General features: G+C 35.8%; 16 protein-coding genes and 1 riboswitch. Of the genes, 2 read left to right on the top strand and 14 right to left on the bottom strand.

Annotated elements, in window-relative coordinates; translation table 11 throughout:
* Positions 1-25: 25 nt before the first annotated feature.
* Positions 26-1366: an aldehyde dehydrogenase family protein gene (locus AC1PU0_RS08330; RefSeq protein WP_206850078.1), complete on the bottom strand. Its 1341-nt coding sequence runs from the start codon at positions 1364-1366 to the stop codon at positions 26-28.
* Positions 1367-1594: 228 nt separating this feature from the next.
* Here AC1PU0_RS08330 and AC1PU0_RS08325 point away from each other — a divergent pair, with 228 nt between their 5' ends.
* Positions 1595-2371 carry a helix-turn-helix domain-containing protein gene (locus AC1PU0_RS08325; RefSeq protein WP_111247891.1) on the top strand — a complete coding sequence of 259 codons (777 nt, stop codon included), beginning with the start codon at positions 1595-1597 and terminating at the stop codon, positions 2369-2371.
* Positions 2372-2469: 98 nt separating this feature from the next.
* Here the strand turns inward: AC1PU0_RS08325 and rpsA are convergent, their stop codons facing one another.
* The 5 genes from rpsA to AC1PU0_RS08300 form a co-directional block, all read right to left on the bottom strand.
* On the bottom strand, positions 2470-3681 hold the full coding sequence (rpsA, locus tag AC1PU0_RS08320) for a 30S ribosomal protein S1 (RefSeq protein ID WP_206850079.1): 1212 nt from the start codon (positions 3679-3681) through the stop codon (positions 2470-2472).
* A gap of 213 nt (positions 3682-3894) precedes the next feature.
* Positions 3895-4563: a (d)CMP kinase gene (cmk, locus tag AC1PU0_RS08315; protein ID WP_111247893.1), complete on the bottom strand. Its 669-nt coding sequence runs from the start codon at positions 4561-4563 to the stop codon at positions 3895-3897.
* A gap of 114 nt (positions 4564-4677) precedes the next feature.
* Positions 4678-5226: an SAG1386/EF1546 family surface-associated protein gene (locus AC1PU0_RS08310; protein WP_206850080.1), complete on the bottom strand. Its 549-nt coding sequence runs from the start codon at positions 5224-5226 to the stop codon at positions 4678-4680.
* Between the two features lie 79 nt (positions 5227-5305).
* Entirely contained in the window at positions 5306-6748 is a 1443-nt protein-coding gene (locus AC1PU0_RS08305) for a RecQ family ATP-dependent DNA helicase (protein WP_206850081.1), read from the bottom strand.
* Positions 6745-7776, bottom strand: a complete 1032-nt coding sequence (locus AC1PU0_RS08300; protein ID WP_206850082.1) for a YpbB family protein — start codon at positions 7774-7776, stop codon at positions 6745-6747. The genes AC1PU0_RS08305 and AC1PU0_RS08300 overlap by 4 nt, the downstream gene beginning before the upstream one ends.
* Positions 7777-7815: 39 nt before the next feature.
* On the opposite strand from AC1PU0_RS08300, the gene AC1PU0_RS08295 reads away from it, so the two are divergent.
* Positions 7816-8028 (top strand): ferredoxin, encoded by a 213-nt coding sequence (locus tag AC1PU0_RS08295; protein WP_069654874.1) that lies wholly within the window; start codon positions 7816-7818, stop codon positions 8026-8028.
* Positions 8029-8109: 81 nt separating this feature from the next.
* Here the strand turns inward: AC1PU0_RS08295 and AC1PU0_RS08290 are convergent, their stop codons facing one another.
* From AC1PU0_RS08290 to AC1PU0_RS08255, 8 genes are all read right to left on the bottom strand, one after another.
* Complete coding sequence (locus AC1PU0_RS08290) at positions 8110-8832, bottom strand: alpha/beta hydrolase (protein ID WP_069654873.1); 723 nt, start codon at positions 8830-8832, stop codon at positions 8110-8112.
* Positions 8833-8967: 135 nt separating this feature from the next.
* The gene (locus AC1PU0_RS08285; RefSeq protein ID WP_206850084.1) at positions 8968-9576 is read right to left on the bottom strand and encodes an ECF transporter S component; all 609 of its coding nucleotides are present in this window, start codon (positions 9574-9576) and stop codon (positions 8968-8970) included.
* Between the two features lie 501 nt (positions 9577-10077).
* A riboswitch (FMN riboswitch) is annotated at positions 10078-10202 on the bottom strand.
* Positions 10203-10349: 147 nt separating this feature from the next.
* Complete coding sequence (locus AC1PU0_RS08280) at positions 10350-11066, bottom strand: pseudouridine synthase (RefSeq protein ID WP_206850086.1); 717 nt, start codon at positions 11064-11066, stop codon at positions 10350-10352.
* A complete protein-coding gene (gene scpB, locus AC1PU0_RS08275; protein ID WP_069654870.1) occupies positions 11067-11684 on the bottom strand; it encodes an SMC-Scp complex subunit ScpB in 618 nt (205 codons plus the stop codon).
* Positions 11681-12460, bottom strand: a complete 780-nt coding sequence (locus AC1PU0_RS08270; RefSeq protein WP_069654869.1) for a segregation/condensation protein A — start codon at positions 12458-12460, stop codon at positions 11681-11683. Before AC1PU0_RS08270 ends, scpB begins: the two co-directional genes overlap by 4 nt.
* A gap of 44 nt (positions 12461-12504) precedes the next feature.
* Positions 12505-12867, bottom strand: a complete 363-nt coding sequence (locus AC1PU0_RS08265; protein ID WP_069654868.1) for a GNAT family N-acetyltransferase — start codon at positions 12865-12867, stop codon at positions 12505-12507.
* Positions 12868-12891: 24 nt separating this feature from the next.
* Positions 12892-13782, bottom strand: coding sequence for a site-specific tyrosine recombinase XerD (gene xerD / locus AC1PU0_RS08260; RefSeq protein WP_206850088.1), 891 nt, complete (start codon positions 13780-13782; stop codon positions 12892-12894).
* Between the two features lie 160 nt (positions 13783-13942).
* Positions 13943-14875 carry an alpha/beta hydrolase gene (locus AC1PU0_RS08255; RefSeq protein ID WP_206850090.1) on the bottom strand — a complete coding sequence of 311 codons (933 nt, stop codon included), beginning with the start codon at positions 14873-14875 and terminating at the stop codon, positions 13943-13945.
* Positions 14876-14977 lie beyond the last annotated feature (102 nt).

Below are 14977 nucleotides of genomic sequence, written 5' to 3'. Positions count from 1 at the left end.
TTATTTTTAAATTAATCGTTTTCTACTATTCAACACCATAAGCAATGCGTTTTATATTCATCAAATGGTGTGCCGTTACATTATCCGTTGTACTACTGCCACCCATCGCACCACAACCTAATGTCATTGAAGGTGCTAGTTTTGTTGTCGCTCCGATTGCACCTAGTGCACCTAATGTATTGACTAAAATACGTGATGCTCTCATCTCTAATCCAAATGTTTCTGCATTAGCATCGGTTGTTGTATGGATAACTGCAGTATGACCAGTTCCTTCATTCGCCAGTAAAGCTTTACATGTTTCTACACCATTCTCAAAAGAATCAACGGTGAATAAACCTAAAATTGGCGTTAATTTTTCTCTTGAATAAGGATTGTGATGACCGATTTCTGTTTGCTCTGAGAGTAAAATCGATGTGTCGTCTGGAACAGAGATACCAACCAATTTTGCAACGTCTGATGCACTTTTACCAACGATATCTGGATTTAGGGTGCCCGTCTCTCTCAAAATAAATTGGCTAACTTTTGCAGATTCCTCTTCATTCATAAAATAAGCTTTTTTTGCTTTTAGCTGTTCGACTACTGCATCTTTCACCGTCTTATCTACAACAAGTGCTTGTTCTGATGCACAGATGATGCCGTTATCAAAGGTTTTACTACTAATGACACAATCGATTGCATGTGCCACATCAGCTGTTGCATCGATTAATACTGGTACATTACCAGGACCTACCCCAATTGCTGGGTTTCCAGAACTGTATGCAGCTTGAACCATTGCTTTACCGCCGGTAGCAAGAATAAGTGAAACATCTACATGCTTCATCAAAGCATTAGTCGCATCCAAAGTCGGTTCCTGAATCACTTGAACCAAGCCAGATGGAGCCCCAGCTTCAATAGCCGCTTTTTCAATAATATCAACTGCCATTAAAATTGATTTTAAGGCTTTTGGATGTGGTGAAAAAACGATTGCATTTCTAGTTTTTAGTGCAATCAATGCCTTGAAGATCACTGTTGCAGTCGGATTTGTTGAAGGGATTAGACCTGCTACTACCCCTAAAGGAATGCCAATTTCAATGATTTTCTCTTCTTTACGGCGGTTGATGACTCCCACTGTCGGTAACTCCTTGATGCTTTCATAGACTTGCTCACTTGCAAAAGTGTTTTTGATTATTTTATCAGAAACTTTTCCAAATCCAGTTTCTCCATGTGCTGACACTGCTAATTTTTCTGCGTTATCAAGCGTTTTTTGATAGACATTTTTCACGATAGCATCTACTTGCTCTTGCGTATAACTTTCGTATTCAGCCTGTGCTTTCTTTGCAGTTTCGACTAGTGTTTCAATTTCTTTCACTCTGATTATTTCAGTCATATTTGAACACTCCTTCTTTTTTTAACGCTTACAACTCAATTTTAATCTATTCTATTCAATTTGTTAGGTACTTTTTTAAGAAGTTTGTGGACAAAATTTACCTATTAACGTATTTTTTCACAAAGAGTTATACTTGAAAGGTTCATTTTTTCAAGGTATCATAAAGTAGTAAAGTATATTTAACAAAGAAAAAGGACATTATCTCATGAAAGAAAAGAGGGGTTATTTATGTGCCGATTATTGATTGTTAGCAATGATACAAAAGAGCAACAAACTCTTCAACACTCTATCAACGATGCATTTATGAACATAAAAGTGTTACCTCCTGCAGAAACAGAACAAGAAGCTCTAAAAATTGCTGATAAACTGCTTCCAGAAATTCTTTTGATTGCTATCGACCATTTAGAAATTGACGGATTTATCGTTAAACGTAAAATAGTACAACAACTACCCAATATTAAAGTCATTATACTGACGGAACGGAATGATTTCCAGAGTATTCATCAGGCTTTACGCGGCGGGGTGATCGACTACTTGTTAAATCCTATTGATTTTAATGAATTAAAATTTGCTATTGATCGCTGTGTTAAATCACTCAACCAGGTTTCTCTAATGGATGTTTTGAATAATAAACCTACTGTTTTAGCAAAAGAACAAATCAATACTATTTTGGATTACATCCATGACCATTATAATGAAGAAATCAATTTGACAACGTTGGCTGATATCATGCATTTAAATCGTCATTATGTCAGTCGATTTTTTAAAGAAGCTGTTGGCATGAATTTTATTGGTTATCTGACTGCTTATCGTATAGAAAAAGCAAAACAATTATTAATGAAAACAGAAAAGTCTATTTCTGAAATTTCTGGAACTGTGGGATATGTCGATTCGACTTACTTTAGTAAACTGTTCAAGAAAAAAGTAGGTCAATCCCCCCATCAATTCCGCAAACACTATCAAGGCGAACATATACCGGCAGATTTACGAATCATTTATAATTGATTGTCTATCTAAAAAGGAGACTTACCATCTCTTTAAGATAGTGAGTCTCTCTTTTTAATAAAAAAAGCGAAGGTTTCCCTCCGCTCGAATCATTATACTTATTCTGAATCAGTATCTTGTGCTTTTAGCGCGTCACCTAAGATATCCCCCATTGTGAAACCAGTATTCTCTTCTGGCAACTCATATTCTTGAACATCTTTTGGTTCTTCTTGAGATTCAGGTTTTGCTTCCAAGGCTTTGATACTTAATGCAATGCGGTGTTCGTCTGGATTAACTTCTAGTACTTTCACTTGAACTGCATCGCCTTCTTTTAATACTTCATGAGGTGTTGCAATATGTTTGTGTGAAATTTGAGAAATGTGCACTAATCCTTCAACTCCTGGGAATACTTCTACAAATGCACCAAAGCTAGTCAGGCGTTTAACCGTTCCATCAAGAACTGAACCAACAGCCGCTTTATTTTCAATATCTTCCCAAGGCCCGGCTAGTGTTTCTTTGATAGATAGAGAAACACGTTCTTCGTCTGGATTGATTGAAAGAATCTTCACTTTTACATCATCGCCAACTGTTAACACATCGCTTGGTTTCCCAACGTGTTGATGCGCAATTTCTGATACGTGAACTAATCCGTCAATTCCGCCTAAATCGATAAACGCACCAAAATCAGTTAAACGAGCAACTTTTCCTTCGACGATGTCTCCATCATGAAGCGTCGCTAAGATATCTTTTTTCTTAGAATTTTTCTCTGCTGCAACAACAGCTTTATGAGATAAAATCAAACGATTTTCAGAAGGCTCGATTTCAATGATTTTAAACGTCAAAGTTTGGCCTTTGTATTCAGAAAAATCATCAACAAAATGGTCTTCTACCATTGAAGCTGGAACAAAACCACGAACACCAACATCAACGACTAAGCCGCCTTTTACAACATTTGTAACTGGGGCTTCAATGATTTTTCCAGCTTGAAAATCTTGTTCGATTTCTTCCCAGACTTTTTTAGCGTCTAAACGACGTTTAGATAGTAAATAACTACCATTTTCTTTATCTTTGCCAATCGAAGTGATGACAACTAAATCTAAGATATCGCCTACTTTAACTAATTCATTGATATCTTCTACTTGAGTCGTAGATAATTCTTTTGCTGGTACTACACCTTCAACGCCAGCATCTTCAATACCAACAATTACTTGTTTGTCCTCGATTGCTAGCACTTCACCTTTAACGATGTCGCCAACATTTACTTCTTTGAAACTGTTCATTGCATCTTCCATTGTTTCATTGCTGTTTTCCACTTTTTTGTCTTCTGTCATGAATACTTATCCTCCTATGCCACCAAAAAATTCGTAAAATCTGACCTACTCCTTTAATAGTACGGGATTTTGCTAAAAAAATAAAGCGATTTCTCTCATTTTCTTTTATTTATTTAAGAGTGAGAAGAAATTTTCTTGTTTCAAGGCAAAGATAGCATAACTTTACCACAGTAATATTATCTTCTTATCTATGTTATGACCAAATTTGAAAGGTTAACTTTTTACTGTGATGACCTCTTCGATTGCTTTTACAACTTCTTCTATGTTCATTCCAGTTGTGTCGATTTTAACAGCATCTTTTGCTTGCTTTAACGGTGACACTTCCCTTGTTGAGTCCAGATAATCCCGGTGTTCGATTTCCTTTTTTAATGTGGTAAAATCGGTTTTAATTCCTTTTTCCTGATTTTCTTTATAACGTCTTTCAGCGCGTTCTTCCACACTTGCCACCAAAAAGATTTTAACTTCAGCATCTGGTAAGACAGCCGTTCCAATATCACGACCGTCCATAACGACACCACCTAGACGTCCGATTGTTTGTTGAAGCTCTACCATTTTTTCACGAACAGAAGCATGTTTCGCAACAATTGAAACTGCATTTGTCACATTCGGTTGTCTGATTTCTTCAGTTACTTCGTTTCCATCAATAAAAACTAATTGTTCTTTTTCTGTTTGCTTGAAAGAAATTGTGTGTGTGAGACATAGATCAACCAAACCATTTTCATTTTCAAAGTCGACATTCTTTTGAATAGCTAAATAGGTTAATGCCCGATACATTGCGCCTGTATCGCAATAAATATAATGTAATTTTTTTGCCAAAATTTTTGCTACTGTACTTTTGCCAGAAGATGCTGGTCCGTCGATCGCAATACTTATCTTTTCCATAATGAACTCCTTTGTTTGTCACATAGTAAAAGAGTCTGGTACAAAACATAAGTTGTTTTGTTTCAGACCCTTAATAACGGGGAGTAGCGCTATTGCTACACTCCGATTTTCTTGTTATTTAACGCGTAAAGATTGCTCAGGTTGTAAAACAGTATCTAAGGAAATACCATTTAATTGTAATAATTCTTCAACAGTAATACCATTTCTTTGAGCGACTTGATCTGGTCCCTCACCACTACGAACTTGATCGTACACAGCCGCTTCACTTGTCGGTGTAGTCTCTTGCGGTACACTGCTACTTTGTCCACCATCGGTTGCTACCTCAGAGGATGAAGCTGGTTGCTCTTGTGAAGAGCTAGAACTTGAAGATGATGATTCTGTCGAACTATTTTTAGTCGATGATTGAACAACCACAGAGGATGAAGGCTGACTAGTCTGCTTGTTGTCACTTGGTTTATCTCGCATCACATAAAGGTATGTTCCTACTGGTAAAGTAATGATCATTAGTAATAAGATAACTAAAATCGTTAGAAAAACTGTGTTCCCTTTTTTTTGTTGACGTTTTTCTGAGCGAGAACCTCCAGCATTCTTATCTGTCTCATAAATTGACTGCTCCCAAGGTTCACGGGCACCTGATTGTTTTTTCTTATCTTTTTTACTCACGTATCGTTCCTCCTAAAATTCTCTCGTTTGCTATTATACCACAGCTTTCTATCAACTGCAGTCTAAAAAAAGATTATTTTTATTCTTTAAATAATCTTATTAAAATGTCCTCCCATTGTTCGGAGATTTCGTTTTCTTCTGGTGATTGTACTATTTGAACTTTGTAGTTGTCAAAAGATAAGTCGCATCGATCACAACAATTTTCTTGGTTTATTTCTGCGATTGTTTCTGAAAAATACTGCTGAATAAACACCCGACGGCATTTTTCTTCATTAATATAGTTTAACATAGCATCCAACTGTTGTTGACGTTCTTTCTCTTTTCTTAATAATCTTTGTTCTAACTCTTCAATCGTGTACTCTTTTTCTAAATAACCTTGTAGCCATTTTTGCTGAATTTCATTTAGTGTAGGTAAAACATTGTTTTGATTGTCTGAGTGTATTTCAGCTAATTCGTTTAACAGCTCTCGGTCAAGCCGACTTTCTGATTGGAAATAATAGTGAATTGATTCATCACCCTTTTGATAGAGTAAAATCGCAACACTAGCCTGACCATCACGACCTGCTCGACCAATTTCTTGTACATAATTTTCTAAACTATCAGGACAATCGTAGTGAATAACAAAGCGCACATCTGGTTTATCGATTCCCATACCAAAAGCATTTGTTGCACATAAAACATCTAATTGGTTTGAGACAAATTGCTGTTGTAATAAACTGCGCTCATTGGCTGTCAGTCCCCCGTGGTAGAATGCTGATTTTAAATTTGTTTGGTCGTTGATGACACGATTCACTCTCTCAGCCATCTTTCTAGTTGCGCAGTAAACAATTCCTCCGTTTGTTAATTGTGTCAAATAGGAAATCAGTGTCTCGTCTTTTTCAGTTGTTTGATTAACAATCAAACCGATATTAGGCCGATTCACAGAAAAAATGACTTCTGAAATTGGTTCACGATGAGAAAAGATTTGTTTCATTATTTCCTTTTTTACAGCTGGTGTTGCCGTGGCAGTTAAGGCTAAGGTCAATGGATAACCACACTCTGTTTGGATTTTAGCTAATTTGGTGTATTCTGGTCTAAAATCGACACCCCACTGGGAAACGCAATGCGCTTCGTCTACCACAAACAAAGCAATAGTTAACTCAGAAATTCTTTTTCGAACCTCTTTTTGGCTTAGCGTTTCAGGACTAATTAAAATAAATTTGTAGTCACTTAGATGATTAAGTACATATTGTTTTTCCATAAAGGACAAACTACTATTCAAGGCGATAACCTTGGCTTCACCTTTTTTCTGAAGTTGGTATACTTGGTCTTCCATTAATGACAGAAGCGGGGAAACAATGATCACTGTGCCGTTAAGTAATTGTCCAACTAATTGATAGCATAATGATTTCCCTGTACCAGTTGGTAAAACAGCTAACGTATCACGTTTCTTTAAAAGCTGCTGGATTACTTCTTTTTGTCCAGGTTTAAACGTACTAAAACCAAAATTTTCCTGCAATATTTGCTCTAAATCGATTGTCATTGTCTAAAGTCTCTTTCTTCCCTAAGTTTTTGAATTTGATATAACCGAAACTCAAAGTAGTCAAGTTCTGGCATTATTTGTTTGATGGAATAATAGACCCAATCTTGATAGGGTTTTGGGTATTCAAGTAAGAATTGATTTGTCTTTTTTGATATAAACTGTTCAAACGGAAAATTTTTCGTTAAAGCTAATTCCATAAGATGATCTTTAATCGTACTTACCTTGACCCTTCTTTGCTGAGCCAATGCCTCTAAAGATAGCTGCGCTTCCAAATATGACCAAGTTTCGCTCATACTCTTATTTTCATTTTGTCTCACTAGCGGTAAAATCAGCTTCTTTAGGAAGCTATCCTCTGGCATTTGACAAATTATATCCAGTAAATGATGGAGTTTTTCTTTTTTACTCAAAAACTGCTCAAAGGGATCCGCTTGATTATCCATTAGTTGAAAAGAAGTTTTACCTATTAGTTGATAGCCGGAAAATTGTTGCGCGAAAAAATTCGCCTCATCTTTTGTTAATTGAGAAAAAAGTTGCATCCATTCTTTTTTTACAGTTCCGATCAATTGTGCTTTCGTTGTTGACTTTAGGAACAGTTTGATTTGTTTCTGATATAGTGGCGACTGTTCTAGAGGAATGTAGTTTTTATGATTGTAGGACAAGTTCGAAACCACTTGCACTGTAAACTGTAAGAATCGCCAAATTATTTCGTCTGTTTTACCAAAACGATAATGATCGATCCAAGAAAAATGATTGCCCTCTTCAAGCACAACCTGCTTCCCTTTTGCGGTTATCTGAACCCTGCTATCTGACATTAAACACAATAATTCTTGCTTAACTAATTCATCTAGTATAGTATTAAATTGCTTTTCAGATAATAATGGAAATAACTGAAAAAAACGTAAATTTTCGTATAGAAAACCATATAGCAATACGGAGCTTGTCCGTTTGCCTTTTAAAAGGTGGTACAAAGTCGAAGTTCGTACCTTGTATCCGTGCTGAAATAACGCTAAAATAAAGTAAGGTTCCATATTTCCACCTCTTTCAATGATAGAATAGGATGTGCTCTTATGTTATGTAAAATTATTCCTGAAAAATGTATCGCTTGCGGATTATGCCAAGTTTATGCACCAGAAATTTTTGATTATAATGATGATGGGATCGTCATTTTAAAGAATGATGGTCAGGCCCAACAAGAATTTGTTCCCAAAAACGAACAAAACAATGCGTTAACAGCGTACCGCAAATGTCCTGTTCGTGCAATAGAGATCATCGAAAAATAATAAATAGTTCCTCACTTTCACACTAGAAATAAAAGAAGGAGAGAATGCTTGTCTAAAGACTATATTCTCTCCTTTTATTCTTTATTTTATTGATTTTAGCCAATCAATTAGTTGATTTGCAACAGCTTCTTGTTGTTCGTCATTATTGATTCCAGCGGGTTTGTCCCCTTTTTGCTCACCGTAGCTACCAAATCCAGCATGATTTCCGCCTTTGATTTCTTGAAAAACAGTTTGTTTGGGTAAATATTTTTTCGCTTGCTCATACGCATCCCAATTTAAAACACCATCTTTAGATCCTGTCAGTGAAAGAACTTGTCCTTTAAAGGATGAAAGACTACCTTTTTCATCAGGATAACTGGCTAAGAAAAATACACCTTTTAATCCACTATTATCTTGTTCGGTTGCAAAGCGACTAGCCATAACGCCACCTAAGGAATGCCCACCGATCACGTAATCTGTTAGATCATTAGAACGTATGATTTGCTCCGCTTTATTTTGACCTAAAACAGCCAAATTTAAGGGTTCTTTTACTAGATAAACCGAATATCCAGCCTCTGCTACTTTCTCAGCCCAGATACTATAGCTGGCACTTTCAACTAAAGCTCCTTGATAAAAAATTAGTGCGGGTTTCTCTTTATCCCCTTTAAAAAACAATACATCCTTCTCATCTGTTGCTTTTTGTGATGCTTCTAAGGCCATTGTCGTCGGAGTATATGTAATGGTTTTTACATAAAATAAACCTACTAAAATCAATGCTATCAATACACCCATAAACCAAAGTAATCGTTTTTGCCATTTTTTCATCGTTGTTCTCCTCTCTTCATCTTTTCTATTTTAACAAAAATTTCCATGGGACTAGAAGAATTTGTATTGACAAACAAAAAAAACACAGAGCAAAACACGTCGTCCTACTCTATGTTTAGAGATTCTATCAATCGTTTATTTCGTTAATGTTTTTTTATCACTCAACTGATATTGTTTTCTAGACAGCCATGGCAAAAGTTTTGCATGAAGGACCAAGAAAACGGCACTCACGATTGCACCTTTTATCAAATTGAATGGAATAATGCCAATCGTAACATATTTTGCTAAAGACATTCCTAAGAATTGCCCAGCTGATACGCCAAATAATTGTAAATAAATTGGTGTGATGACAAAGTAATTCGCTACACCCATAAAAACAGTGAGCGCAATAATTCCTGTAGAAACACCTAAAATTTTGTTTGAACGTTTGTCGCTTCCTCGCTTGAAAAAATAATACATCGGCAAAGTGAAGACAGTGGTTGCAAAAAAGCTGGCGGCATCTCCCACTAAGTTTTGTGGCGATGCTCCTGTCGTAAATAGATGCAATATTGATCTTATGAAAGCAGTACTTATTCCAGCTAGTGGGCCGAACAAAAACATACTGATCATAACGGGAATATCGCTAAAGTCAATCTTTAAAAAGCCTAATGACGGTATAATTGGGAACGCCACATATTGTAAAACCACACCGATTGCTGCTAACATTGCTACACTTACCATTTTTTGTACCTTGTTGTTTCGCATATGAAATCCTCCTGTTTAAGGACCCATCTTCAAACGAACTTTTCTAAACTGACTTTTTCATCGATTACTCTTGATTTGTTGTGTAGTGGTGCTTGGCTGAACAACAGAGTTTGCATCACTATATACTGCTAGGTTATTTCCTAATTTATTGAAAATTTCTTAGCAGTTGTTGAGTGTACAGCAGTATTTCGTTTTAAAAGAGACTCACTCATATTTCATTTTGGTTAAATATAGTGTTTTACAATGAAGGTGACTTCTCTTATTTCACTCGAAAAACACTATTCACCCTCTACTCTGTTGTCCCACGATTCTTCATGGTTTACAACAATAAAACTGAATCGAAGTGTCGTGTTTCAGCATGAAGGAAACGTATCTCACCAAGTACTGTTTACATCTACGTCTGGCAAAGCCAGTCGCAGTGTTTTACAGCAAAAAACTCTATTTTCCAACAGGGAAAATAGAGTAGAGTTATCTTATCTGAAAAATGCCAATTCAAATAAGCCCTATCTTCTTTATCCAGACTTTACTGTCGGTATTGGAATTTCACCAATTCAGCCACCTCAAATGAAGTAGGTCGTGGACTATAACCACCGGTCGGGAATTTCACCCTGCCCCTGAAGACGAACCTTTATTAATTTTTTTGTACAAGTACAGTATACAACCTTTTAAAAAAAAAGCAATATATTTGTTCATAAGGTCACATATACAGCAATTGACCCATTATAAATATGAGTTAAAACTAAATTTAGTTTCAACTCATATTCCTAATAAGATTACTTTGATTGATTCATTAAGACACTGATTTCTTTTTTATTTAAGTTACGGTATTCACCTGGACGTAGTCCTTTTAAGGTCAAGTCACCGTATTTTTCTCTTTTTAATTTTTGAACTGGGTAACCAACTGCTTGCAGCATTTTTTTCACTTGGTGATTACGACCTTCATGAATCGTCAATTCAACAATACTTGTGTTCGTTTTAAGATCAACAGATATGATCTCAAAAGCAGCAGGTGCAGTCTTATAGCCTTCGATTTTCATTCCCTTAGTCAACGGAAGCAAATCATGTTTTTTAGCTAATCCTTTTACTTTTGCTACATACACCTTATCGATTTCATGACTTGGGTGAGTCAATCTTTGAGAAAATTCACCGTCATTTGTTAAAAGCAGCAATCCAGATGTATCATAATCCAATCTTCCAACAGGATAAATTCGTTCTTTGATGTGAGAAAAAAAGTCCGTCACAACTTTTCTGCCTTTGTCATCCGAAACAGCTGAAATAACACCTTTTGGTTTATAAAAAAGATAATAACCATATTCTTCTTTGTAAATCGGTACATCATCTACCTCGACTTTGTCATTTTTCCCTACTTGTGTTCCTAATTCTCGAATAATTTTTCCATTTACTTTTACTCGTCCATTGACGATATATTCTTCTGCTTTTCTGCGTGATGCAATGCCTGCATGCGCAATAACCTTTTGAAGTCTTTCCATTTAGTTTTCTTCCTCCGATTCATTTGTGTCCGTTGGTAATTCTTCTTCATTTAACTCTTTGTAACGGTCGAAAAAGAGGTCTAAAGGTAACTCTTCAGCGATTTCTTCTTCCATTTGATGAATGTCTGGCAGCTCTTCTAAGGATCTTAAACCAAAATAATCCATGAAATAAGCCGTAGTTCCATACAAAATAGCGCGACCGGGCCCGTCTACCCGTCCTTTTTCTTCGATCAATTGACGGGCAACTAGTTTTTGCATTGAACCTGCCGACTGAACACCTCTAATTTCATCTATTTCAACTCTTGAAATTGGTTGTTTATAAGCAACGATCGATAATGTTTCGAGCGCTGCTTGAGACAACGAGTTGGAGATAGGGGATTGCGCATATTTTTTTAATAATGGTGCAAAGACTTTTTTAGTTGAAAGTATGAAGTGATTGCCAACTTCTAAAATATTTAAAGCTGCTTGTTTATCTGATTCATAGCGTTCTTTTAAAGTGGTCAAGGCTTCGTATGTTTTGGCGGTAGATAATTCCAATAAATAAGATAATTCTTCTAATCCAATACCTTCTTCACCAACAACAAATAGAATCGCTTCGATTTGACTTACTGTTGTCACGCTGTTTCCTCCGTATTTGTCTCAATCTCTTCGGACGTATTATAAAGTAAAATAGTACTATAGTTATCCTCTTGTTCTACATGAACAATTCCTTTTTTCATTAATTCCAACAAAGCCATAAAAGTCGTAACGACTTCTTGTTTAGAATATGAAGTGAAAAAAGAGTCAAACTGTATCGGTGTTTTCCGGTCGATCTGACGCATTTTTTGAGTGATTGTTGCAATCTTTTCCTCAATCGAAACATCATCCCCTGCAACCGTCGTTTCAACTGGCTGACGACTTTTTTTCTTTTCTAGCATTGCATGAAAAGCTAGAAAAAGATCGATCGTATTCAATTGATTCGGTTCTAATAAAGGATTGTCTTCTTTGTATTCATCGATATCCATTGGTTCTTTTGTATAATAAAGGCTTCTTTCGGATTCTTTTTCATGCAAAAGACCTGCGGCATATTTAAATTTCCGATATTCAAGTAATTGCGCAACCAACGCGTCTCGAGGATCTTCCCCATCAAGAATCTCATCGTCTTCTGCCATTTCCAACTCTTGTTTAGGTAAAAGCATCTTACTTTTGATTGCCATCAATGTCGCTGCCATCACTAAATATTCGCCAGCAATCTCTAATTCCAAAGTTTTCATTGTATGGATATAGTTCATATACTGTTCTGTTACAGCAGCGATTGGAATATCGTAAATATCAATTTCTAATTTTTGAATCAGATGCAGTAGAAGGTCGAGCGGACCTTCAAATACATCTAATTTAACATTAATTTCCTGCAAGGTCATCCAACTTTCTTTTTCAACGCTTTAGTTTACCATAAAATTCAGGCGTTGTGTTCTTTCCACTTAGATAAATATGAAGATGTAGCTAATGTACCGTAAATTTTTGTATCAGGATACAACTCAGTTAGTTCATTTAACAAAATGAAGCCAAGATTTTCACCTCTAAAAGAAGGGTTGATCGATATATCATGTAAAATCATCCCATCAGCTGTTTCTAACTCTATCCCAATAATTCCTTGAATATTTTGTTCTCCGACTGGTGTCCAAAAAAGTAAATAAAAGTGATCATCAGTTTCATATGTATCTATTTCTTTTAGTAACGAGTGATACTCTGTTAATTTTTGATGGAAACTTAAAAGACCCATTGCAATTTTTCTTTGCTCTTTTCGATAATACGTTAACATGATCTCACCTTCTTTTTTTATTCGTTAAGCCCTTGGGAAGTGCTGCTTATAAACATCCGCCATTCGCTGTTTCGTGATATGAGTATAGATTTGAGTCGTAGAAATATCTGCATGACCTAAGAGTTCTTGTACAATTCTTAAATCAGCCCCGTTTTCTAATAAGTGTGTCGCAAAACTATGACGAAGCGTATGTGGCGTAATCGTTTTATTAATTCCAGCTTCCTGTACAATTTGTTTCAAGTTTTTCCAAACTCCTTGTCTTGACAAGGAGTTCCCGTGATGATTTACAAATAGATGTGTTTCATTTTGATTTTTTTTTATTAAGATTGGCCTAGCTTCTTCTAAATACTTTTCGATCCATTGAATCGCATAATCTCCTAAAGGTATAATCCGTTCTTTATCTCCTTTACCAATCGTCTGTAGTAAGCCGATCGACAAATGTAAATCGCCTATTTTCAAATCAACTAATTCACTTACTCGTAACCCAGTTGCGTACATGACTTCTAAGATCGTTCGGTTTCTTATCCCTAGAGGCTTGGTTGTATCAGGCGTTTCGATTAAAGTCGTCACTTCTTCAATCGACAGTGTGCTCGGAAGCTTTTGCGCTTTTTTCGGCGAATCGATATGCTGCATTGGATCATGATCTGTATAGCGTTCTTGTCTTAAAAATTGATGAAACCCTCTCAGAGTTGAAATCATTCGAATAATGGTAGCAGACGCATTATTTTCATTATGTAAGATTTGTAAATATTCCATAATTGTGTAACGATCAATTACTTGCCAAGTCTCTACCTTTTGCTCTTTTAGAAAAGCAAAATATTTATGTAAGTCACGTTCATAGCTTTTTCTTGTGTTAAGAGATAGCCCACGTTCGATTTGTAAGTTATGCAGATAGTCAATAATTTGTTCTTCCATCTATTTTACCTCATTTCTTTTTATTATCATATCAAAGAATTCTAGTAGATGTATAGTTAAAGTAGCAAGAATCACAATTAATAAGCAGTCATTCTAAATAATGACTACTTTTTGCTTTAAAAAATCGTCACCAGCTGTTCATACTGGATGACGATTTTCATTAATCTACATATTTTTTTAAAAAGCGTTCAACGTTTTCTTTGTAAGCTTTAGGGTCAGCAGAATAGGATTTAGCGTGTTCTGCACCTTTGACAACAAATTTTTCCTTTGGTGCATCTGTGGCTTTGTATACTTCATCTAGCATTTCAAAAGGCACAAATTTGTCTGCATCGCCGTGTATAAACAACATCGGTACTTTATTTTTCTTCAGTTGTGCAATCGAGCTTGCTTCACCAAAGAAATAACCAGCACGAATTTTCGTGATCAAACTTGTAACAGGTACCAACGGAAATGATGGTAAATGAAACATATCTTTTAATTGATACGCTAATTCTTCATTTACTGTGGAATAACCACAGTCTTCAACGATTGCTTTAACATTTTCTGGTAACCTTTCACCACTGGTCATCATGACTGTAGCGCCACCCATACTAATCCCGTATAAGGTGATTTGAGCATCTTTACCATTTTCAACTAATAATTTATCAATCCATTGTAAATAATCTTTTCGCTCTGGCCAACCAAAACCTATATAGTCGCCTTCACTTTCACCATGTCCTCTAGCATCTGGCACCAAAACATTATAGCCCCAATCATGGTACATTTTAGCAAAATTAGCCATCGTCTCTGCACTGCCCATGTAGCCGTGTGCCATGATAACATTTTTATCTGTTTTTCCTTCAGCCGGCAAATAGATTGCCTTTAACTTTAAACCATCTTTGGATGTTACATCCCAATAAGAACGATTACGTTTGTCTTTAAACCATTTTTCTTGAGGTGTTTTCACCTCGGTATTGGTTCCTGGTGTATCTCCAGCTAGAAAATCTTTTTTTGATGGAACAACGGCATAATTATAGAAATACATCCCTGCTCCTGTTAATACGATTACCAACAAAATTACTACAGCTATCAAAAATTTTACAATTCGATTCATCCTAATACTCCCCGTTTAAACGTATCACTCACAAAAACATCTGATTCTTAGACAAAGAATAAATAATACGATTTTTTAAATTCTTAAATAGTATAATGTTTT

Source organism: Enterococcus sp. XAF26B05_ASV22, assembly GCF_056727285.1.
This window is presented reverse-complemented; position numbering and strand designations above follow the sequence as displayed.